The 20,788-nt window shown below is 42.4% G+C and carries 17 protein-coding genes, 7 tRNA genes and 1 riboswitch; of the genes, 23 read left to right on the top strand and 1 reads right to left on the bottom strand.

Annotated elements, in window-relative coordinates; genetic code table 11:
* Positions 1-13 precede the first annotated feature (13 nt).
* The 8 genes from H8716_RS00450 (at position 14) to rpoD (ending at position 11,285) form a co-directional block, all read left to right on the top strand.
* Complete coding sequence (locus H8716_RS00450) at positions 14-1,912, top strand: glycosyltransferase family 2 protein (RefSeq protein ID WP_249306411.1); 1,899 nt, start codon at positions 14-16, stop codon at positions 1,910-1,912.
* 19 nt (positions 1,913-1,931) lie between these two features.
* Positions 1,932-2,894, top strand: a complete 963-nt coding sequence (locus H8716_RS00445) for a glycosyltransferase family 2 protein (RefSeq protein WP_249306410.1) — start codon at positions 1,932-1,934, stop codon at positions 2,892-2,894.
* A 106-nt stretch (positions 2,895-3,000) separates the two neighbouring features.
* Positions 3,001-4,401: an undecaprenyl-phosphate glucose phosphotransferase gene (locus H8716_RS00440; RefSeq protein ID WP_249306408.1), complete on the top strand. Its 1,401-nt coding sequence runs from the start codon at positions 3,001-3,003 to the stop codon at positions 4,399-4,401.
* A gap of 17 nt (positions 4,402-4,418) precedes the next feature.
* Positions 4,419-5,915, top strand: coding sequence for an LCP family protein (locus tag H8716_RS00435; RefSeq protein WP_249306407.1), 1,497 nt, complete (start codon positions 4,419-4,421; stop codon positions 5,913-5,915).
* Between the two features lie 55 nt (positions 5,916-5,970).
* On the top strand, positions 5,971-6,942 hold the full coding sequence (locus H8716_RS00430) for a glycosyltransferase family 2 protein (RefSeq protein ID WP_249306405.1): 972 nt from the start codon (positions 5,971-5,973) through the stop codon (positions 6,940-6,942).
* Between the two features lie 80 nt (positions 6,943-7,022).
* Entirely contained in the window at positions 7,023-8,537 is a 1,515-nt protein-coding gene (locus H8716_RS00425) for a S1C family serine protease (RefSeq protein ID WP_249306402.1), read from the top strand.
* Between the two features lie 248 nt (positions 8,538-8,785).
* Positions 8,786-10,168, top strand: a complete 1,383-nt coding sequence (clpX, locus tag H8716_RS00420) for an ATP-dependent Clp protease ATP-binding subunit ClpX (RefSeq protein ID WP_249307195.1) — start codon at positions 8,786-8,788, stop codon at positions 10,166-10,168.
* Positions 10,161-11,285: an RNA polymerase sigma factor RpoD gene (rpoD, locus tag H8716_RS00415; RefSeq protein ID WP_249306400.1), complete on the top strand. Its 1,125-nt coding sequence runs from the start codon at positions 10,161-10,163 to the stop codon at positions 11,283-11,285. The genes clpX and rpoD overlap by 8 nt, the downstream gene beginning before the upstream one ends.
* A 47-nt stretch (positions 11,286-11,332) precedes the next feature.
* On the opposite strand, the gene H8716_RS00410 is transcribed toward rpoD, so the two are convergent.
* A complete protein-coding gene (locus H8716_RS00410; RefSeq protein ID WP_249306399.1) occupies positions 11,333-12,079 on the bottom strand; it encodes a hypothetical protein in 747 nt (248 codons plus the stop codon).
* Between the two features lie 330 nt (positions 12,080-12,409).
* Here H8716_RS00410 and H8716_RS00405 point away from each other — a divergent pair, with 330 nt between their 5' ends.
* The 15 genes from H8716_RS00405 (at position 12,410) to H8716_RS00335 (ending at position 20,699) form a co-directional block, all read left to right on the top strand.
* Positions 12,410-12,574 (top strand): hypothetical protein, encoded by a 165-nt coding sequence (locus H8716_RS00405; RefSeq protein WP_249306397.1) that lies wholly within the window; start codon positions 12,410-12,412, stop codon positions 12,572-12,574.
* A 106-nt stretch (positions 12,575-12,680) separates the two neighbouring features.
* Positions 12,681-13,004 carry a rhodanese-like domain-containing protein gene (locus H8716_RS00400; protein WP_249306395.1) on the top strand — a complete coding sequence of 108 codons (324 nt, stop codon included), beginning with the start codon at positions 12,681-12,683 and terminating at the stop codon, positions 13,002-13,004.
* A 73-nt stretch (positions 13,005-13,077) separates the two neighbouring features.
* Positions 13,078-14,229, top strand: coding sequence for a THUMP domain-containing class I SAM-dependent RNA methyltransferase (locus H8716_RS00395; protein WP_249306394.1), 1,152 nt, complete (start codon positions 13,078-13,080; stop codon positions 14,227-14,229).
* Entirely contained in the window at positions 14,226-15,551 is a 1,326-nt protein-coding gene (locus tag H8716_RS00390) for a lectin like domain-containing protein (protein WP_249306392.1), read from the top strand. The genes H8716_RS00395 and H8716_RS00390 overlap by 4 nt, the downstream gene beginning before the upstream one ends.
* Positions 15,548-16,159 carry an RdgB/HAM1 family non-canonical purine NTP pyrophosphatase gene (gene rdgB / locus H8716_RS00385; RefSeq protein WP_249306390.1) on the top strand — a complete coding sequence of 204 codons (612 nt, stop codon included), beginning with the start codon at positions 15,548-15,550 and terminating at the stop codon, positions 16,157-16,159. Before H8716_RS00390 ends, rdgB begins: the two co-directional genes overlap by 4 nt.
* A 13-nt stretch (positions 16,160-16,172) precedes the next feature.
* Entirely contained in the window at positions 16,173-16,658 is a 486-nt protein-coding gene (locus H8716_RS00380) for a metallophosphoesterase family protein (protein WP_249306388.1), read from the top strand.
* A 161-nt stretch (positions 16,659-16,819) separates the two neighbouring features.
* A tRNA-Pro gene (locus H8716_RS00375) sits at positions 16,820-16,894 on the top strand.
* A 4-nt stretch (positions 16,895-16,898) separates the two neighbouring features.
* Positions 16,899-16,969: transfer RNA gene (locus tag H8716_RS00370), tRNA-Gly, on the top strand.
* Positions 16,970-16,972: 3 nt separating this feature from the next.
* A tRNA-Arg gene (locus tag H8716_RS00365) sits at positions 16,973-17,046 on the top strand.
* Between the two features lie 54 nt (positions 17,047-17,100).
* A tRNA-His gene (locus H8716_RS00360) sits at positions 17,101-17,174 on the top strand.
* A gap of 20 nt (positions 17,175-17,194) precedes the next feature.
* Positions 17,195-17,266: transfer RNA gene (locus H8716_RS00355), tRNA-Gln, on the top strand.
* Between the two features lie 10 nt (positions 17,267-17,276).
* A tRNA-Lys gene (locus H8716_RS00350) sits at positions 17,277-17,349 on the top strand.
* Positions 17,350-17,445: 96 nt separating this feature from the next.
* A tRNA-Leu gene (locus tag H8716_RS00345) sits at positions 17,446-17,525 on the top strand.
* Positions 17,526-17,934: 409 nt separating this feature from the next.
* Positions 17,935-18,029, top strand: a riboswitch (THF riboswitch).
* Positions 18,030-18,129: 100 nt separating this feature from the next.
* On the top strand, positions 18,130-19,818 hold the full coding sequence (locus H8716_RS00340) for a formate--tetrahydrofolate ligase (protein WP_249306387.1): 1,689 nt from the start codon (positions 18,130-18,132) through the stop codon (positions 19,816-19,818).
* Positions 19,819-19,928: 110 nt separating this feature from the next.
* Positions 19,929-20,699: a formate/nitrite transporter family protein gene (locus H8716_RS00335; RefSeq protein ID WP_249306385.1), complete on the top strand. Its 771-nt coding sequence runs from the start codon at positions 19,929-19,931 to the stop codon at positions 20,697-20,699.
* Positions 20,700-20,788 lie beyond the last annotated feature (89 nt).

The following is a 20,788-nucleotide window of genomic DNA, read 5'->3' as shown; positions in this document are numbered from 1 at the left end:
AGCGGGGGCTTATATGGGAAGGAAAGAATACAGTACACAGTGGGGAAAAGTATTTCGAAGCATTTCCCCTGCTTATATCAAAAAAGGATACCGTTATCTGAAGCGGCATGGCATGAAACAGTTTCTGATTCGTCTGACAGAGCGCTTTCAGCAGGAAGACATAGATTATGAAACCTGGTTTGGACTGAACCGTGCATCGGAAAAAGAATTGGAAGAACAGCGTAAGAGGGTCTGGGAACAGACACCGAAGATCAGTATCGTTGTTCCTGTTTACCGTACACCGGAAGTTTTTCTGCGGGAGATGATAGATTCCGTCCAGAAGCAGACTTACACTGAATGGGAACTGTGTATTGCGGATGCCAGTCCGACAGGTGAGAAGCTCAGGGAGGAGCTGGGAAAGCTCCGTGGAAAAAAGAAAAAAGAAGCTATCATGGCAGTACCGGAAAAAGAAACTGAGCTTACAGCGCTGATCCGTGAGTATCAGATCCGGGATGGAAGAATCCGCTATCAGATGTTGAAAGAGAACAGAAGTATTGCGGAAAACTCCAATGCGGCATTGGAGATGGCAACAGGAGACTTTGTATGTCTTCTGGATCATGATGATCTTTTGGAACCAGATGCCCTTTATGAAGTGGCGGATAAGATCGTACAGGATGACCGTGTGGATGTCATATACACCGATGAAGATAAGATTAACAGTAAGGGAACGAAGCATCTGACACCGAATATGAAACCAGATTTTAATCTGGATCTGCTGCGTTCTAATAATTATATCTGCCATCTGTTTGTAGTCCGCAGAATTATCGTTGAAAAAGTCGGAGGGTTCCGAAAGGAATTTGACGGAGCGCAGGATTATGATTTTATTTTCCGTTGTACCGAGGAAGCAGACCGGATTGCCCATGTGCATAAAGTGCTTTATCACTGGCGGACACATGAGAAGTCGACTTCTGACAATCCGGACAGCAAACTGTATGCATTTCATGCAGGTAAACGGGCTGTGGAGGCACATCTGCAGAGAATGGGAGTGCATGCATCGGTAGAAGAAACCTGTGATCTGGGATATTATCGTGTCAGATATCAGGTAACAGGCAGACCAATGGTATCTATTCTGATTCCAAACAAGGATCAGCTTGCAACTCTGAAAAAATGTCTGAAATCTATATGGGACAAGACAGAATATGAGAATTATGAGATATTGATTATTGAAAATAACAGTACCGAGAAAGAAACCTTTGAATTTTATAAGAAGGTCGATGGAAGACAGCATGTGCGTGTACTCTACTGGGATAAAGAATTCAATTATTCTGCGATCAACAATTTTGGCGCGGCTCAGGCAAAAGGAGAGTATCTGCTGCTATTGAATAATGATACGGAAGTAATCACCAGAGGATGGATGAAGGAGCTGTTATCCCATTGCCAGAGACCGGAAGTAGGAATGGTTGGAGCAAAGCTCTACTTCCCGGATAATACCATTCAGTCAGCGGGAACCATTATTGGAATGGGCGGCATGGCAGATCATGCATTTGTCAACATGGACCGGAAGAAGTCAGGTTATATGCACCGGGCTTCCATTCAGGTGGATATGAGCGGCGTGACAGCAGCATGTGCCATGGTGAAGAGGTCTATTTATGAGGAAGTCGGAGGTCTGGAAGAAAAACTTACCGTTGCATTTAATGATGTAGATCTGGGACTTAAGATCGTGACGGCAGGATATCTGATCGTATTTGATCCGTATGCTGAGCTGTATCATTATGAGTCCAAGTCCCGCGGTGTAAATGATGAGAAAAAAGAACGTCATGCAAAAGAAGTGCGTTATACGCAGGAAAAATGGGCTGATTTCCTGGCAGCAGGAGATCCGTGTTACAATCAGAATCTGACACTGGCGAAACATAATTTTTCGCTTCGTAAATAAAACTGGAGTTCGAAAGAATATGAACAAAGTAACAATTGTGATACCAAACTGGAACGGAAAAAAATATCTGAAAAAATGTCTGGACAGCCTGATGTGTCAGAGTATCGGGCAGGTTCCGGTGATTGTAGTGGACAATGGATCAGAGGATGGAAGTCCGGAACTTTTAAAAAAGGAGTATCCATGGGTTCAGCTGATCTGTATGGATCAGAACTATGGCTTCTGCAGGGCAGTCAATACCGGAATCCAGGCAGCAGAGACGGAATATGTAGTTCTGCTGAACAATGATATTGTGACAGATAAAGATTTCGTAAAGTATCTGCTTCTTCGTGCCGAAGCGAATCCACGCCTGTTTTCCTGTCAGTCTAAAATGCTGCAGATGGATCGTACGGATCATATTGATAATGCAGGAGATGAATACTGTGCACTTGGCTGGGCATATACCAGAGGAAAGGATTCAGAGGCAGGGTATTTTGATAAGGCGGAACAGATTTTTTCCTCCTGTGGGGGCGCTGCATTATACCGGAAGACAGTATTTGAGCAGATTGGTTTGTTTGATGAAGCTCATTTTGCTTATTTGGAAGACGTAGATATCGGATATCGTGCAAAGATCTGCGGGTATGAGAACTGGTATGAACCAAAATCAGTTGTGTACCATAAAGGCAGTGCAGCTACCGGATCCCGACACAATGCTTTTAAGGTTTTACATGCTTCCAGAAATAATATTTATCTCATTTATAAGAATATGGCAAAATGGCAGATCCTGATTAATCTGCCTTTCCTGTTTCTGGGATGCGTGGTAAAATTTCTCTATTTTCTGCCGAAAAAGCTGGGTCATATTTATCTGAAAGGTCTTTGGCAGGGCGTTTTGTTAAGCAGAAAAGGAGATAAATTTGTGCATATCCCGGAGAATTTTGACCGCTGCTGGAGGATTCAGATTACTTTGTGGGGAAATATGATAAAAATATTATTGAAACGGAAATAATTAAGGGAAAATAAATAAAATTGTAATAAAATTGAAAGAATTATTGCAATTTTGAAAATCGTCATGTATGATGTAAAAGTACGTAGCTTATAAGGGGTATAATACATTGATTAAGGATAACCAACAGTATTTTAATCGATTGCATGTCCTGATAGATGCTTTGATTACAGCCGGTTCCTATATGCTGGCATGGTTTATTCAGATAAAGATTCTCACAGGGAATGAGATTGGAGTACTTCCGGCAGAAGTTTATATGCTGGTTATGGTTCCATTGATTCCGGGAATGCTTTTATTGAATTCGGCATTTAATCTGTACACGCCCAAGAGAGTACAGGGACGACGATTAGAACTGAGTAATATAGTAAAAGCCAATTTGCTTGGCATGCTGATATTCATGGCTGCTGTGACACTGGTAAAACAGCATGAGTTCTCCAGACAGCTTATTTTTATCTTTTTCGGATTTAATATTTGCTTTGAAACGTTGGAGAGAGTCATTATCCGATGGGGACTTCGGAAGATCCGCCGCAGAGGAATGAACTTGAAGCATATTCTGCTGGTGGGAATGGGATCCGCTGCGAGGGGATACATTGACCGTATTATGGATAATCCAGAATGGGGATATCACGTCCTGGGAATACTGGATGACACTATGGATCGGCAGGCAGTATACCGTGGAATCCGCATCATTGGAAGAACAGATGACCTGGAACAGTTGTTGAAAGAACATCAGCTGGATGAGATTATCATTGCACTGGGGCTGAGTGAGTATTATAAGCTTGCTCATATTGTAGCGGTATGTGAAAAATCAGGAGTCCACACCAAGCTGATTCCGGACTATGGCAATATCATACCAACCAGACCATATACAGAAGATCTCATGGGTTTACCGGTGATCAATATCCGGTATGTACCATTGTCTAATACCTTTAATGCAATTGCCAAGCGGGCAATGGATATTGTGGGTTCTATTATCTGCATTATCCTGTTTTCACCGGTCATGCTTCTGGCGGCAGCACTTGTCAAGCTGACATCACCGGGACCTGTGATTTTTAAACAGGAGAGAGTTGGCCTTCATAACAAGCCATTTATTATGTACAAGTTTCGATCCATGCAGGTACAGAGCAAGGTAAAAGAACGTACCGGATGGACTACGAAAAACGATGCCAGAGTAACCGGAGTTGGAAAGTTTATGAGAAAGACCAGTATAGATGAACTTCCGCAGTTATTTAATGTGTTGAAGGGCGAAATGAGTCTGATTGGTCCAAGACCGGAGAGACCGCAGTTTGTGGAGAAGTTTCGGGAAGAAATACCACGCTATATGGTGAAACATCAGGTGCGTCCGGGAATGACAGGATGGGCCCAGGTGAACGGATACCGTGGGGATACTTCAATTCGCAAGAGGATTGACTGTGATTTATATTACATTGAGAACTGGACTATGGGACTTGATATTAAGATCCTGTTTATGACCGTTTTCAAAGGATTTGTAAATAAAAATGCATATTAAAGAAAAAGGGGATCATTATGGCGAGAGACAGAGATGAACGCGATGTAAGACGAACCGGACAAGATGCCGGACAAACTGCGCAGGCAAATCAGCAGAGACAAAGTGGTCAGCAGTACTATCAGCAGGGTCAGAATGGCCAGCAGTATTATCAGCAGGGTCAGAACGGCCAGCAGTATTATCAGCAGGGTCAGAACGGCCAGCAGTATTATCAGCAGGGTCAGAACGGCCAGCAGTATTATCAGCAGGGCCAGAATGGTCAGCAGTATTATCAGCAGAACCCAAATGGCCAGCAGTATTATCAGCAGGGTCAGAACAGCCGGCAGTATTATCAGCAGAATCAGAACAGCCAGCAGTACTATCAGCAGAATCCGTATGGCCAGCAGAGATATCAGCAGAATCCAAGAGGTGGTCAGCCGTATGGAAATGCTTATCATGCAGAATCAGCGGCAGCTTCTGATAAGAAGAAAAAGAAGAAAAAAAGACGTAAGATTCTGTTTATTTTCGAATTACTGTTATTATTGGTGCTGGCAGTAGGGTTATATGCAGCAGCAACTTTATCTCGTGTACAGCGTGTGAAGATTAAGGACAGTGAGATTCAGAAAAAAGTAGAAGAACAGCTTCCGGAGTACACAGCAAAGGCACTGAAAGGTTACTGGAATATTGCACTGTATGGTGTAGATTCCCGTGAAGGACTGGATGTAGGACAGAGTGATACCATTATGGTATGCAGTATCAATAAGGATACTAAGGAAGTCAAACTGGCATCTGTATACCGTGACACCTATCTGGAGACAGGAGATGGATCCTATAATTTCAGAAAGGCAACGGATGTATACGGAATTTATGGCGTAGAACGTTCCATCAGTATGTTGAATGAGAATCTGGATCTGGATATTTCTGATTTTGCTACTGTGAATATGAATGTTGTAGCAGAGGTAGTGAATGATATTGGCGGTGTCGATATTGATGTACGTGAAGATGAGATCAATTTCCTGAACGGATATCAGAATGAAGGATCAGAGATTACAGGACTGGAAATTGTACCTGTTACATCAGCCGGTATGCAGACACTGAATGGCCTGCAGGCATTATCATACTGCCGTATCCGTTATACAGACGCAATTGATTCTGAACATGAAGGTCTGGACTATGAACGTACATACAGACAGAGAAAGGTACTGGAACAGATTTTGGCCAAAGTAAAGACAATGGATGTTCTGACGATCAATAATATTATCAATGATGTTATGTCAGATGTATCCACCAGCCTTTCTACAACTGAGATTCTGAGCCTTGCAAAGGACGTTGCTTCGTATAATCTGACAGATACAACAGGATTTCCGTTTGATAAACAGACTGCAGATGTGGATGCAGGTGACTGTGTTATTCCTGTGAACCTTGCGCAGAATGTAAAGCAGCTTCATGAATTCTTATTCGCAAATGAAGAATATGAACCTTCTGATGTAGTGCAGGGAATTAGTGATGAGATTGCTTATCGTACAGGTATTTCATAAGACAGAATGGGGACTGTGATCACAGTCCCCATTTTCAGATGGGAAAGGAAGAAAAATGGAGCATAGTATTGACATAGTGATTCCTACATACAAGCCGGGGGCAGTTTTTGAAAAACTGATTTACCGTCTTCAGAAGCAGACGGTAAAACCGGAACGGATTATTGTGGTGAATACAGGAGAAGAATACTGGGAACAGGCAGAGTTTGACAAGTCTCCGTTTATATTTGGCACACTGGCGGGAATCAGGTTAGAACTATATCATATAAAAGAAAGTGAATTTGATCATGGCGGAACTAGAAGATGGGCGGCAAACAAATCACAGGCAGAATATATGTTGTTTATGACGCAGGATGCTATGCCTGCAGATCAGTATTTGGTTGCAAATCTTCTTAAATCAGCAAATCAGGATCCATTGATTGGAGCGGCTTATGCAAGACAGCTCCCGGCAGCAGACTGTGGGATAATAGAACGGTATACCAGGGAATTCAATTATGGTGAAAAGAGCAGAATCAAGTCTGAGGCAGATGTGGCAGAACTTGGCATCAAGACCTATTTCTGTTCCAATGTATGTGCCATGTACCGGAGAAATATTTATCTGTCAGCAGGAGGATTTGTAAAGCATACGATTTTTAATGAAGATATGATCTGTGCGGGAAATATGATACAAAAAGGATATAAGATTGCTTATGCGGCGGATGCCAGAGTGATTCATTCTCATAATTATTCAGGCAAAGAGCAGTTTAAACGGAATTTTGATCTGGCAGTTTCCCAGGCACAGCATCCGGAGATTTTTCAGGCCGTATCCTCGGAAAGTGAAGGAGTGAAAATGGTAAAGAAGACAGCTGCTTATCTCATTCAGAAAAAATATTACTGGTTGCTTCCAGAGCTGCTTTTGCAGAGCGGATGTAAATATATTGGTTATCGGATGGGAAAAAAATACAGGATGCTGCCACGAAGAGTTATTTTGAAATGTACGTCTAATAAAAGTTACTGGAAGGAAAAGAAATCCGAAGTTGTCACAAATTGAACACAAATATCTGGTAAAATAAATGTAATTTTCAGAGTTGGGTGTGAACCCGAAGATTAGAAGAGAAAGAAGGAGAAGCGATGCACAGGAAAAAGTATCTGCGTATGATAGCCGCATGGATGATAGCAGCCTGCATGATGACAACTTCCGCAGGAAGCATTACTGTTTATGCAGATGGCGCACAGGAAAGTGAACGTATAAAGATCGGATCAGATTTTTCTAAGAGACAGACCGAAGAGACTGAGACGGAGACGGAAGAACAACAGACAGAAAGCAAAGAACAGAAAGTTAGTGCAGCCGACAGTAAAATCGGGAACTTGATCAGACAGACAGATCTCATGAATGAGAAAGAGCAGACATCCATGCCAGATATTTCTGCTGTAGCAGAGAATGTAATGCCGTCAATCGTTGCGATCACCAATGTGGGAGTAGAGACGATCAGTTATTTTGGTGCAGAGTATCAGATGGACAGTGAAAGCACAGGTTCAGGCATTATCGTAGGAAAAAATGATACAGAGCTTCTGATCGCCACCAATCAGCATGTAGTAGACGGTGCGGAAGAATTGACAGTATGCTTCAGTGTGGATGCAGATGAAGATGAAAAACTGGTTCCGGCACAGGTGAAGGGAACAGATTCTACATGGGATCTGGCAGTAATAGCAGTGAATTTGAGTGACATCAGTGAGGATGTGGCCGGAAAGATACGGATTGTCCAGATGGGTGATTCGGATGAAATTCAGGTTGGAGAGTATGCAGTGGCAATCGGCAATGCTCTCGGATATGGACAGTCGGTTACTTTCGGAATTATCAGTGCACTGGACAGGGAGATTTCTGTTTCTACGAATAATGGTGTGGTGAGTAATCATATGATCCAGACAGATGCGGCAATTAACTTTGGTAACAGCGGTGGAGCACTGCTGAATCTTAAGGGAGAACTGATCGGTATCAATTCTGCTAAGGCAGCAGAGACTGGTGTAGAGGGTATGGGATATGCCATTCCGGTGAATACTGCACAGCCGATTATTGAAGACCTGATGGATCAGACTACCAGAGTGAAGGTAGATGCAGATAAAGCAGGAGCCCTTGGACTGATTCCAGTGGATGTATCAGAAGAAGCCAGACAGATCTATAATATTCCAACAGGGGCGTTTGTATACCAGTTGACAGATAACAGTGCAGCAAAAGAAGCTGGAATCCGGGAAGGTGATATCATTGTGAAACTGGATAAAACAGGTATCAGCTCCAAAAGTGAACTTCTGGATCGTATGCAGTATTATGAAGCCGGCGAGACTGTTTTAGTAACTGTGAAACGTAACGGTGACAATGGATACGAAGAAAAAGTGATAGAGGTAACACTTGGAAGCAAAGCAGATTTGACGGACAGTGGAAAGTCTGCACAGGAAGACAGTGATTTCGAGGATAATGAAGAAGAAAGTGACGAGAGCGGCGGAAATGACAGCTATCCGGATGAAGGAGACCAGTACAATCAGGATCCATATGGAGAGAACTGGTATGATTTCGGAGGAAGAAGCCAGATACCATATTCTGATGAATATGGGGGACTGGGTGACTTGTTCCGTTACTTTGGATTCTAGTACATTATACTGCAAATAACTGTACCAGTACAGTAAAAGGCCATGGGGCATATCAAAATCCCATGGCTTTTTATCATATGGGGAACGCCATTTCTACATGAAAAAACACTTCACGAGATTCTTTTCTTAATTTCTACTTGTACAAAAAAGAATTTTGTGTTAATATTGCTTATTATGGGTTCAGTATGCATAATATATGCATCAATAAAGGAGAAAAATACGTGTCAGAAGAAAATAAGACAGAAGATATGAGTAAGGAAGAGGTGACATCACCTGCTGAGACGGATACTGACGAATATGAGAAAGTTTGCTGCATCTGTCATAGACCAGAGAGTAAGGCGGGCAAGATGATTGAACTGATGCCGAATATGTGTATTTGCCCGGACTGTATGCAGAAGTCTTTTGATAGTATGAGCAAGATGGATGCGAATACGTATCAGGAACTGATGGAGATGTCAAAGAAATTCCCGAATATGCAGATGATTAATATGTCAGATCTGACCAGTCAGATACCACAGAGACAGAAAGTCAAGAAGAAAAAATCAGCACCTGTACCGGATCTAAAGTCTGTTCCTGCACCTCATAAGATTAAAGAGAAGTTAGATGAATATGTGATCGGGCAGGAATATGCCAAGAAAGTGATATCAGTTGCAGTTTATAATCACTATAAGAGAGTTGCCACAGGTACTATGGATGATATTGAGATTGAGAAGTCCAATATGTTAATGATAGGACCAACAGGATGTGGCAAGACTTATCTGGTGAAGACACTGGCAAAACTTCTGGATGTTCCACTGGCTATTGCAGATGCTACATCACTGACTGAGGCAGGATATATTGGTGATGACATCGAAAGTGTTGTTTCCAAGCTGCTTGCAGCAGCAGGGAATGATGTGCAGAAGGCAGAGCAGGGGATCATCTTTATCGATGAAATAGATAAGATTGCAAAAAAGAAGAACACAAATCAGCGTGATGTCAGCGGTGAGTCTGTTCAGCAGGGAATGTTAAAACTTTTAGAAGGCAGTGAAGTGGAGGTCCCTGTAGGGTCCAACAGTAAAAATGCCATGGTCCCGTTAGAGACAGTCAATACCAGGAACATTCTGTTTATTTGTGGAGGTGCTTTTCCAGGTCTGGAAGACATTATAAAAGAGAGACTGAACAGGCAGTCTTCTATGGGATTTCAGGCAGACCTGAAGGATAAATATAACAGTGACCCGAACCTTCTGGAGAAGGTAACCATTGAGGATATTCGCAATTTTGGAATGATCCCGGAATTTATCGGACGACTGCCGATTATATTTACCCTGAAGGGACTGGACAAGGAAATGCTGGTCAAGATTTTAAAAGAGCCGAAAAATGCGATTTTAAAACAGTATCAGAAGCTGCTGGCACTGGATGAAGTAAAGCTGGAGTTTGAGGATGGAGCGCTGGAGGCAATTGCTGAAAAAGCACTGGAGAGAAAGACCGGTGCCAGAGCGCTTAGGGCAATTATTGAGGAAATCATGCTGGATATTATGTATGAAATTCCAAAAGATGATAATATTGGTAAAGTAACAATTACCAGAGAGTATATAGAACATAAAGGTGGCCCGAAGATTACCTTGAGAGGAGATTTGGTAATTTATGGATGAATTACAGGAACAGTTCACGAAAATACTTACAAAATTAGTTGAGGATGCCAAGACTAAGAAAAATGTGCTGACCTATAAGCAGGTCAATGATGCATTTGCGTCTATGCCGATCAATGAAGAGAAGATGGATCTGATTCTGGAATATCTGGAAAAGAATAACATTGATGTTCTTCAGGATGACAATGTGGAAGATACAACAGAACTGCTGCTGGATACCGACGATGAGATGATTCTCAGCGACGAGGATGAGGTGGAGATCATTGACGATGCAGATGTACTGGAAGGCGTCAGCACGGAAGATCCGGTACGTATGTATCTGAAAGAGATTGGTAATGTACCGTTGCTTTCCACCGAAGAGGAAGTGGCACTGGCACAGCGCGTGGAGGCGGGAGATGAAAGTGCAAAGAAGCAGTTGATAGAAGCGAACTTAAGACTGGTGGTAAGTATTGCCAAGAAGTATGTAGGTCGTGGAATGCCGTTTCTGGATCTGATTCAGGAAGGGAATATGGGACTGATGAAAGCAGTAGATAAGTTCGATTATTCTAAGGGATTTAAATTCAGTACGTATGCAACATGGTGGATCAGACAGGCAATTACCAGAGGAATTGCGGATACAGGAAGAACAATCCGTGTGCCGGTGCATATGGTAGAGACTATCAATAAGACACTTCGCATGACCAGAACACTTTTACAGGAACTGGGACGTGAACCGACCCCGGAGGAAGTGGCAGACAGATTGGGCGTGCCGGTGGCGCGGGTCAGAGAAGTGTTGAAGATTTCCAGAGATCCGGTATCGCTGGATACCCCGATTGGTGAGGAGGATGACAGCCATCTGGGAGATTTTATTGAGGATGATTCTGCATTATCACCTGCAGATTCTGCCGCATTCTCTATGCTGAGAGAGGAATTAAGCACGGCACTGGAGTCTTTGACAGACAGAGAGAGACAGGTGGTACAGTTACGTTTTGGACTGATTGACGGACGTGCCCGTACACTGGAAGAAGTGGGAAAAGAATTTAATGTAACCAGAGAGAGAATCAGACAGATTGAGGCAAAAGCTCTCAGAAAGCTGAGACATCCGTCCAGAAGCAAACGTTTAAGAGATTTTCTGGTTTAATACAAAAAAAGAATGTGCCGCGGCACATTCTTTTTTTGCAGGCAATATTAATAAAGATTGGTCACATGATCCTGATAAGTGGCCGGATCTAACCATTGTCCGCAATAAGGACATTCTTGATATTGTTGACCCTGTTGAGCAGCAGAAGCGGCTGCATAAGCGGATTCAGCTGCCAGATGCTCGCCATAAGGCGAATAGCCAGATTCATCAGGAGCAGTGGAGAACCATTGTCCGCAGTAAGGACACTGATCAGATGCGTAGCCACTGTTATAATCTGAGTTACTGTAAGAACTGTCATCGGATCCGGATGAACTGTCAGAATCTGTGTTGATATCATCACCGGAGTCAGAAGCATCGCTGGATGGCTGGATTCCATACATATCAGCATATGCCTTTTCCTGCGCATAATGTGTGGAGTATTCAGACGTACCGTCAGCATTCTGGACAGTACTGAAGCTCTGATAGCAGTATGGACAGATCTGAGTAGAAGAACTGTCCGAAGAGCCTCCCTGCTCTGTTGAATTTGTTTCACTTGGAGCTACAGACGTTTTTTGTGTAGACTGATCCGTTTTCTTGCTTGCAGAGGTAGTTTCTGCCTGTTTTTCCGTCTGCTTTTCTGTCTGTTTTTCCGTTGCTTTTTCAGTAACTTTTTCTGTCTGTTTTTCTGTAGCTTTCTCTGTAAGCGTTTCGGATTGCGTTTCAGATTCTGTTTCAACAGGCTGTCGTCTGCATCCTGTTAGAAGAAACGTGGAACTAATTGCAATAAGAAGCGCAAACTTCCATGTTTTTCTCATATAAATATACTCTCCCTTTATAAATTGCTACAATGAGACTTTGCCCTAATAGGCAAAACATTGCAAACCATATTTTAGTATAATGCAGATGAAAATAGAAATCAAGTTACAGTATGTACTTTTCTTAGAAATAAAAAATGAGACAGCCGGTAGGGGAGCTACCGACTGTCTCGAGGGGAGTATAAATAATTAATAAGGGGTTGTAAGAGTGGTAACTCTTACAAAATGCATTATAATATAATTTGGTAAAAATTGCAATACATATTTTGGAAGTATTAAGAAATAATAAATACCGTAATAAAAAATTAATATTTTTAGGAGGTATTTGTGATGACAAAGAATAAAAATCTTCAGAATAAGAACACAGTGAGTGGTAATAAAGCAGAATCTAATACTACAAACTGCGGAAAGAATCAGTATTCTGAGAAGAATAAGACAAACAGTTCTTACAAAAACAGAAATGATGAGGATATGGAGGAGAGGGACGAGTACTAAACTCTCTGGAAAAAGCCTGTCTGTTGCGGACAGGCTTTTTTGACCTTTCAGTAAGAAATTCATATGCTGATAGTAGAAAAGATTATATAGGGAGAGGGAAGAAGAAATGAACTTTGCGATGATAGCGCCAGGTGAGATTGAACGTTTTGTACAGGATGAGGAAAGTGTGATTATTGACCTGAGGGATAGGAAAGAATTTGCAGCGCGACATATAGTGGGAGCTGTAAATATTCCTTACAGAGAGTGGAAAGAGTATGAGAGGAGCCGTGAATTTGCTATAGTGACTGCAAAAAAGAAACTGGTGTTATACTGCGAGAGAGGTCCAACCAGTTTTGCAGTGGCAAAAGAACTGGCAGAAAAAGGAATACGGGTAAATGCCATGGCAGGTGGGATTCATGCCTATCGCGGAAAAATGACAGAGACGTATTGACAGATGGGCAGATAGAAACGTAATATAAAGAGTAAAGCAAAAGCCGGAAAGAAAATGGAGGAAATCCTTTCGTATGGAGAGAATAGAATTAATTGCACCGTGTCATTTTGGCATGGAAGCAGTATTGAAAAGAGAAATACAGGATCTCGGCTATGATGTCAGCAGGGTAGAAGATGGGAAAATTACGTTTATTGGTGACATGGAAGCAGTCTGTTATGCAAATGTATTTTTACGGTCAGCAGAACGAATCCTGATCAAAATCGGGACAGTTCATGCAGAGACCTTTGATGAACTGTTTGAAGGAACCAGGGCACTTCCATGGGAAAAATATATCCCGGAGGATGGCAAATTCTGGGTGGCAAAAGCAACATCCATTAAAAGCAAGCTGTTCAGTCCGTCAGATATTCAGTCAATTATGAAGAAGGCAATGGTAGAGAGACTGAAAAAAGTATATCATAAAGAATGGTTTACAGAAGATGGTGCATCCTATCCGGTGAGAGTGACTTTTATGAAAGACGAGGCAGTGATCGGGCTGGATACATCCGGAGAATCACTTCATAAACGGGGATACCGGAAACTGACCAGTAAGGCTCCGATTACAGAGACACTGGCATCTGCTCTGATTCTTTTTACACCGTGGAAAAAGAACCGTATTTTAGTGGATCCATTCTGTGGAAGTGGTACATTCCCCATAGAAGCTGCCATGATTGCAGCAAATATGGCACCGGGAATGAACAGGAGTTTTCTAGCTGACAGGTGGACGAACCTGATTCCAAAGAAGACATGGTATGATGTGATGGATGAGGCACATGATGTTTTGGATCTGCATGTAGATACAGATATTCAAGGGTATGATATTGATCCAAATGTAGTGAAAGCGGCCAGGGAGAATGCAAAAATGGCAGGAGTGGATCATTTGATTCATTTCCAGCAGAGACCGGTTTCCGAACTGAATCATCCGAAAAGGTATGGATTTGTGATTACCAATCCACCATACGGGGAAAGAATTGAAGAAAAAAAGAATCTTCCACAACTCTATCGAGAGATCGGAGAAGCGTTTGCAAGACTGGACTGCTGGTCAGAATACGTGATTACTGCATATGAAGATGCAGAAAAATACATAGGAAAGAAGGCGGATAAGAACAGAAAGATCTATAATGGAATGATGAAGACCTATTTTTATCAGTTTCAGGGTCCGAAGCCGCCAAGACTAAAGGATAAATGAAAATCAGACAAGTAGAAAAGCTGTTTGCTATTGTACTGGCAGTCCTGTGTTGCGGGCTGGGTGTACAGCTTAGAATATCCCTGAAGGAAAATGACAGGGGAACCGTTGTTTACCGGGAAAAGGTTATAACAGAAGAACAGGTACCACTGCCGGGGGTATATGATCTGAGGCAGAAGCAGAAGGCTCCGGAAGTGAAAAATCAGGGATCTCTTGGAACCTGCTGGGCAGTAGCGGCATCTTCTGCACTGGAATCGGTACTCAAACCACAGGAAAAACTGGTGTTCTCAGCAGATCATATGTCACTTTTGAATTCATTTTCCAGGGAACAGAATGATGGTGGAGACTATACGATGGTGATGGCATATCTTGCCGGCTGGCAGGGTCCTGTCCTGGAAAAAGATGATCCCTATGGAGATGGAGTGTCGGATACTTCTTTGTCAGCGGTGAGGCATGTACAGGAAATGCAGATGTTGGAGGAAAAAGATTATACTGCGATAAAAAAGACAGTATACCAATACGGGGCGGTGCAGTCATCGATCTATATGGATATGGAAAATGCATTTTCGTCTTCCGTATATTACAATCAGCTGAATATGTCGTATAATTATCCTGGAGAGAAAAAAGCCAATCATGATATTATTATCATAGGATGGGATGACAACTATCCGGCAGAAAAGTTTAATCTGCACACAGACAAGGACGGAGCTTTTATCTGCCAGAACAGCTGGGGAACAGAATTTGGTGAAGATGGGATTTTTTACGTTTCCTATGAAGATGCCAATATAGGCCGTAATACGATTGCATATACGGATATTGAAAGTACAGACAATTATGACCATCTGTATCAGACAGATCTGTGTGGCTGGGTTGGCCAGCTGGGATACGGAGATGGAACCTGCTATTTTTCCAATATATTTAAAGCGGAACGAGAGGAAAATATAGAAGCGGTGGGATTTTATGCTGTTGGCCCGGATACAGAGTACAGTATTACCGTAATGGACGGAGAAAAAGATCTGTCGAATGCCCTTCTTGGAGAAGTACAGGCATCAGGAAAACTGGAAAATGCAGGATATTATACGGTGCAGCTGGACAGAACTGTTGAGATGGAAGCACAGAAAAAATATGCCGTAGTGATAAAAATTCATACACCAGGAGAATCCTATCCGGTTGCGACAGAATATGCGGCGGATGAAGCAACCAGAGAAGCGGATATATCAGATGGAGATGGTTACATCAGCCACAACGGAGCCAAATGGACCGGAACAGAGACGGAGTACGGTTGTAATGTGTGTATGAAGCTGTATACAGGAGAGAAAAAATGAAACCAGAAAGAATTGTATTTGCAACAGGAAATAAAGATAAAATGAGAGAGATCAGGATGATTCTGTCAGATCTGGATCTTCCGATTTTGTCTATGAAAGAGGCGGGAGTGTCGGCAGATATTGTAGAAGATGGCAAGACTTTTCTGGAAAATGCCCTGATCAAAGCTAGGGCAATATCCAGACTTCTTCCCAATGATGTAATTATGGCGGATGATTCCGGGCTGGAAATAGACTATCTGAATAAAGAACCGGGGATCTATTCTGCCCGGTATATGGGCGAGCATACGTCCTATGATATAAAAAATAATGCTTTGCTGCAGCGCCTGGAGAACGTACCGGCAGAAAAACGGACTGCAAGATTTGTCTGTGCAATTGCTGCAGTGTTTCCGGATCAGGGCGCGGTAACAAGCTGCTGTACAATGGAAGGCAGGATAGCAGATCATATTGCAGGAGAAAACGGGTTTGGCTATGACCCGATTTTCTGGCTGGATGAATGTGGATGCACATCAGCAGAGGTTACGCCAGAGAAGAAGAACGAATTAAGTCATCGGGGAAAAGCCCTTCGCGAAATAAAGAAAAAAATGGAAGCATATATGTCCCGTGAGTGAGAAAGGCAGATACATGAGAATTTTGGTAATAAGCGATACGCATAGAAAAGATGAAAATGTGGAGAAAATATTAAAAAAAGAAGGAACATTTGACCGTGTCATCCATTTGGGGGATGTGGAAGGAAGTCAGAAAAAGCTGATCCGAATGGTGAAATGTCCAATGGATATGGTTGCCGGGAATAATGATATGTTTGGAGATCTGCCAAAAGAAAAAGAATTGGAACTCTGTGGACATCATATTTTACTGACCCACGGACATTACTATTATGTATCCCTGGATACAGCAATGTTGGGAAGTGATGCATGTGCCAGAGGTTTCGATATTGTTCTGTATGGACATACACACCGTCCAAAGATCGAAGAACGCAGCGGAGTCATTCTGGTGAACCCGGGGAGTGTGGCATATCCGAGACAGGAGGGGAGAAAACCAAGCTACATAATTATGAAACTGGAGGAGAATGGCGAGACAGATTTTGAGATAAAATATTTGGATGTATAGAAAAAAGCAGATAGAGAAGGCTCAAAAACACTGTAAAATCAAGGGTTTACAGTTTTTTTTGAAAAAAATCAAAAAAAGTTGAAAAAAGTTGTTGACATTTTGGGTGGACTAATATATAATTCTATTTGCGTCAAACGAAAGCGCTAAAACAAAAGTGCTTACGGGGTGTGGCTCAGCTTGGCTAGAGCGCCTGGTTTGGGACCAGGAGGTCGCAGGTTCGAATCCTGTCACCCCGATGATGCGGGTGTAGTTCAATGGTAGAACACCAGCCTTCCAAGCTGGATACGTGGGTTCGATTCCCATCACCCGCTTATGAGTCTGTAGCTCAGCTGGATAGAGCAACGGCCTTCTAAGCCGTGGGTCGGGGGTTCGAATCCCTTCAGGCTCGTTTTACTTTGCTTATCAAGTAAAGTAGACGTCATGAATACATGAACGTTGTATGGTGGGTATGGCGCAGTTGGCTAGCGCGCCAGATTGTGGCTCTGGAGGCCAAGGGTTCGAGTCCCTTTACCCACCCTGCCGTTACGGCGACCAATTGGGCTATCGCCAAGCGGTAAGGCACAGCACTTTGACTGCTGCATTCGCTGGTTCGAATCCAGCTAGCCCAGTTTATATTAAGGAGCATTAGCTCAGTCGGTAGAGCACTTGACTTTTAATCAAGTTGTCCGGGGTTCGAATCCCCGATGCTTCATTGAGACGTATCCGGTTTGGATGCGTCTTTATCATATCAGAAGATGATATTCTGAATGATATGGGTTTTACAGCAATAGCCTTGTTATAGTTTTATGCGGATATGGCGGAATTGGCAGACGCGCCAGATTTAGGTTCTGGTCCGAGAGGGTGCAGGTTCAAGTCCTGTTATCCGCAGTTACAGTTACAAGTAGTTTTTATTTACTGATATTTTTGAGTTCTTGACATATTTTATGTCATATAATGCTGAAAAGCAGTGGCAGGTGGAGCAGTTCATCACCACTGTTTTTTATTTTACATGGAATACGTTTTTTGAAATAAAAAATGCTTCATGAACGAGATCTTTTATATATGTGTATTAGTAATCTCATTCTCTTAAAAATACTGGGTTGACATTTGCAACCTTGATTTGTATAATACTGAATATGTTTGTTATTTAATTATCATAAAGGATGGTATAATAGTACATTTTGTATGAAAAAAGCAGGGAAAAGTTAGAGAAAAAGTACAGAAAATTTTCAAAACATAATTGACAAAAAGCAGACAATTAAGTATAATACAAGGCATAAGGAAAGAATAGCTAATAAGTAGAGTAGATGCTGTACGTCAAGTGTCATCAGATGGGAAGGCTTCTGGTGAACGAAGGCAGACATGTCGCGTTATAGCATTGCTTCCGCTACTGCGTAAAGTAAGAATTTGGGGTGAAGACCAGATTATTTGTTTTGCGCAGCATTTTTTTGCCTAAAAATATTTAACATATTAAAAGGATGGAGGAATCGCAATGGGATACAAATCAGACATCGAAATTGCACAGGAGACAACAATGGCTCCAATCACAGAAATTGCAGAAAAAGCAGGTATTGATGAAAAATATCTGGAACAATATGGTAAGTATAAAGCAAAAATCGACTACAACTTATTAAAAGAAAGTGATGCACCAGATGGAAAATTGATTCTGGTTACAGCAATTAACCCTACACCGGCAGGAGAGGGTAAGACGACTACAACTGTAGGTCTGGCAGATGCTATGCAGAAGATGGGCAAAAAGGTTATGGTTGCACTTCGTGAACCGTCTCTTGGACCTGTATTTGGTGTAAAAGGCGGAGCAGCAGGCGGTGGATATGCACAGGTAGTACCTATGGAAGATATCAACCTTCATTTTACCGGTGATTTCCATGCAATCGGAGCAGCGAATAATCTGCTGGCAGCTATGATTGATAACCACATTTTCCAGGGAAATGCACTGAATATTGACCCTAGAAAGATCACATGGAGAAGATGTGTGGATATGAATGACCGTCAGCTGAGAAATGTAGTAGACGGACTTGGCGGAAAGACAAACGGTATGCCAAGAGAAGATGGTTATGATATTACAGTAGCATCTGAGATTATGGCAGTTCTGTGTCTGGCAAGTGATATTACAGACCTGAAGAACAGACTGGCAAGAATTATTATCGGTTATACATATGGTAAAGTTGCAGAACAGAAACCAGTAACAGCTGGTGACTTGCATGCACAGGGAGCTATGGCAGCACTTCTGAAGGATGCTCTGAAGCCAAACCTGGTACAGACTCTGGAACATGTACCTGCAATCGTACACGGTGGACCATTTGCGAACATTGCTCATGGATGTAACTCTGTAACAGCAACGAAGATGGCTTTGAAGCTTGCTGATTACGCAATCACAGAGGCTGGTTTCGGTGCGGATCTTGGAGCAGAGAAATTCCTGGATATCAAGTGCCGTATGGCAGGATTAAAACCAAGTGCAGTCGTTATCGTTGCAACTGTACGTGCTCTGAAATACAATGGTGGAGTACCAAAAGCAGATCTGAACAATGAGAATCTGGAAGCTCTGGAAAAAGGTCTTCCAAACCTGTTAAAACATGTAAGCAATATTACCAATGTTTACAAGCTGCCTGCAGTAGTTGCCATTAATGCATTCCCTACAGATACTAAGGCTGAACTGGATCTGGTAGAAAAGAAATGTAAAGAACTGGGCGTAAATGTTGCACTGTCTGAAGTATGGGCTAAGGGCGGCGAAGGCGGAATTGCTCTGGCAGAAGAAGTGATCAGACTGGTTGAACAGCCAAATGATTTCACATTTTCTTATGAACTGGAAGGAACCAGCATTGAAGATAAGCTGAATGATATTGTTCAGAAAATTTATGGCGGTAAGAGAGTGGTGCTGACAGCCAATGCACAGAAGCAGGCAAAACAGTTAACAGATATGGGATTCGGTAACTGCCCAATCTGTGTAGCTAAGACACAGTACAGTTTAACAGATGATCAGACCAAGCTTGGCGCACCTACAGACTTTGAAGTAACTGTAAGAAATCTGAAGATCAGTGCCGGAGCCGGATTTATCGTAGCTCTCACAGGTGAGATCATGACCATGCCGGGACTTCCAAAAGTACCTGCAGCTGAGAAGATTGATGTAGATGAGACAGGTAAGATAACAGGATTGTTCTAAGCGGAATACTTAAGTACGTGAGATTTTAAGATTAGAAAGGAGACTGATTTCATAGAAATAGTATGAAACAGTCTTCTTTTTGCTTTTAAGGAAAAGGGAGGTATTGTAATATGTTTAAAGAGGAGTATCAGTCAGTCGGGAATGTGGCAAAGGGAAAAATAAAACTGTTGGAAGGTAATCCGCTCGCTTATGTTCTGGCATCTGTATTGGCTGGTCTTTATATTGGGTTTGGCAGTATTCTGATGGGATTTGTAGGTGGATGTCTGACGGGACAGCCGGCACAGAAACTGGTATGCGGGATCGTTTTCTCGGTAGGCTTATGTTTTGTTACCATGGCAGGAGCGGAACTGTTTACCGGTAATAACTTTGTAATGGCATCTGCCAGCATGCAGAAAGCAGTGACCTGGGGACAGACTGTGAAGCTTTGGATTGTCTGTTATATCGGTAACCTGATTGGTTCAGTGATCGCATCTGCACTTTTTACGATGACTGGAATCTGTAGCAGCAATGAAGCGGTAGGAGAGTTCTTTGCAAATGCAGCAGCGGGAAAGATGGCAGGTACACCGGCTAATCTGTTTGCGAAAGCAATCCTCTGTAATATCTTGGTATGTATTGCTATCTGGTGTGGTACCAAGATGAAATCAGAAGGCGCAAAGATGTTCATGAATTTCTGCTGCGTTGGAACATTTGTAACCTGCGGATTTGAACATAGTATTGCCAACATGACATTTTTATCTATCGGACTGATGAACCCGATGGGAAAAGCCATTACCATGGGAGGATTTTTCTATAACCTTGGAATTGTAACATTGGGAAATATGGTTGGTGGAATTTTATTTGTAGCGGTGCCTTATTATGTGATCTCAAGAGAGAGAGGATAATAAATATAGTACAAAGGATGTCTGACTCTGGAAAAGGGGTTGAGACATCCTTTTTTTTATGGTATAATTTTTTAGATGATGAGTCACAT

The sequence above is a fragment of the Jingyaoa shaoxingensis genome (assembly GCF_014385005.1).
Lineage (GTDB): Bacteria > Bacillota > Clostridia > Lachnospirales > Lachnospiraceae > Marvinbryantia > Marvinbryantia shaoxingensis.
Note: the sequence above shows the minus strand (reverse complement) of the source record. Positions and strands in the feature narration are given on the sequence as shown.

Coding starts and splice junctions, on each gene's coding strand:
- H8716_RS00450 (WP_249306411.1), top strand. CDS start 14: ATGGGAAGGAAAGAATACAGTACACAGTGGGGAAAAGTATTTCGAAGC.
- H8716_RS00445 (WP_249306410.1), top strand. CDS start 1,932: ATGAACAAAGTAACAATTGTGATACCAAACTGGAACGGAAAAAAATAT.
- H8716_RS00435 (WP_249306407.1), top strand. CDS start 4,419: ATGGCGAGAGACAGAGATGAACGCGATGTAAGACGAACCGGACAAGAT.
- H8716_RS00430 (WP_249306405.1), top strand. CDS start 5,971: ATGGAGCATAGTATTGACATAGTGATTCCTACATACAAGCCGGGGGCA.
- H8716_RS00425 (WP_249306402.1), top strand. CDS start 7,023: ATGCACAGGAAAAAGTATCTGCGTATGATAGCCGCATGGATGATAGCA.
- clpX (WP_249307195.1), top strand. CDS start 8,786: ATGAGTAAGGAAGAGGTGACATCACCTGCTGAGACGGATACTGACGAA.
- rpoD (WP_249306400.1), top strand. CDS start 10,161: ATGGATGAATTACAGGAACAGTTCACGAAAATACTTACAAAATTAGTT.
- H8716_RS00410 (WP_249306399.1), bottom strand. CDS start 12,079: ATGAGAAAAACATGGAAGTTTGCGCTTCTTATTGCAATTAGTTCCACG.
- H8716_RS00405 (WP_249306397.1), top strand. CDS start 12,410: ATGACAAAGAATAAAAATCTTCAGAATAAGAACACAGTGAGTGGTAAT.
- H8716_RS00400 (WP_249306395.1), top strand. CDS start 12,681: ATGAACTTTGCGATGATAGCGCCAGGTGAGATTGAACGTTTTGTACAG.
- H8716_RS00395 (WP_249306394.1), top strand. CDS start 13,078: ATGGAGAGAATAGAATTAATTGCACCGTGTCATTTTGGCATGGAAGCA.
- H8716_RS00390 (WP_249306392.1), top strand. CDS start 14,226: ATGAAAATCAGACAAGTAGAAAAGCTGTTTGCTATTGTACTGGCAGTC.
- rdgB (WP_249306390.1), top strand. CDS start 15,548: ATGAAACCAGAAAGAATTGTATTTGCAACAGGAAATAAAGATAAAATG.
- H8716_RS00380 (WP_249306388.1), top strand. CDS start 16,173: ATGAGAATTTTGGTAATAAGCGATACGCATAGAAAAGATGAAAATGTG.
- H8716_RS00340 (WP_249306387.1), top strand. CDS start 18,130: ATGGGATACAAATCAGACATCGAAATTGCACAGGAGACAACAATGGCT.
- H8716_RS00335 (WP_249306385.1), top strand. CDS start 19,929: ATGTTTAAAGAGGAGTATCAGTCAGTCGGGAATGTGGCAAAGGGAAAA.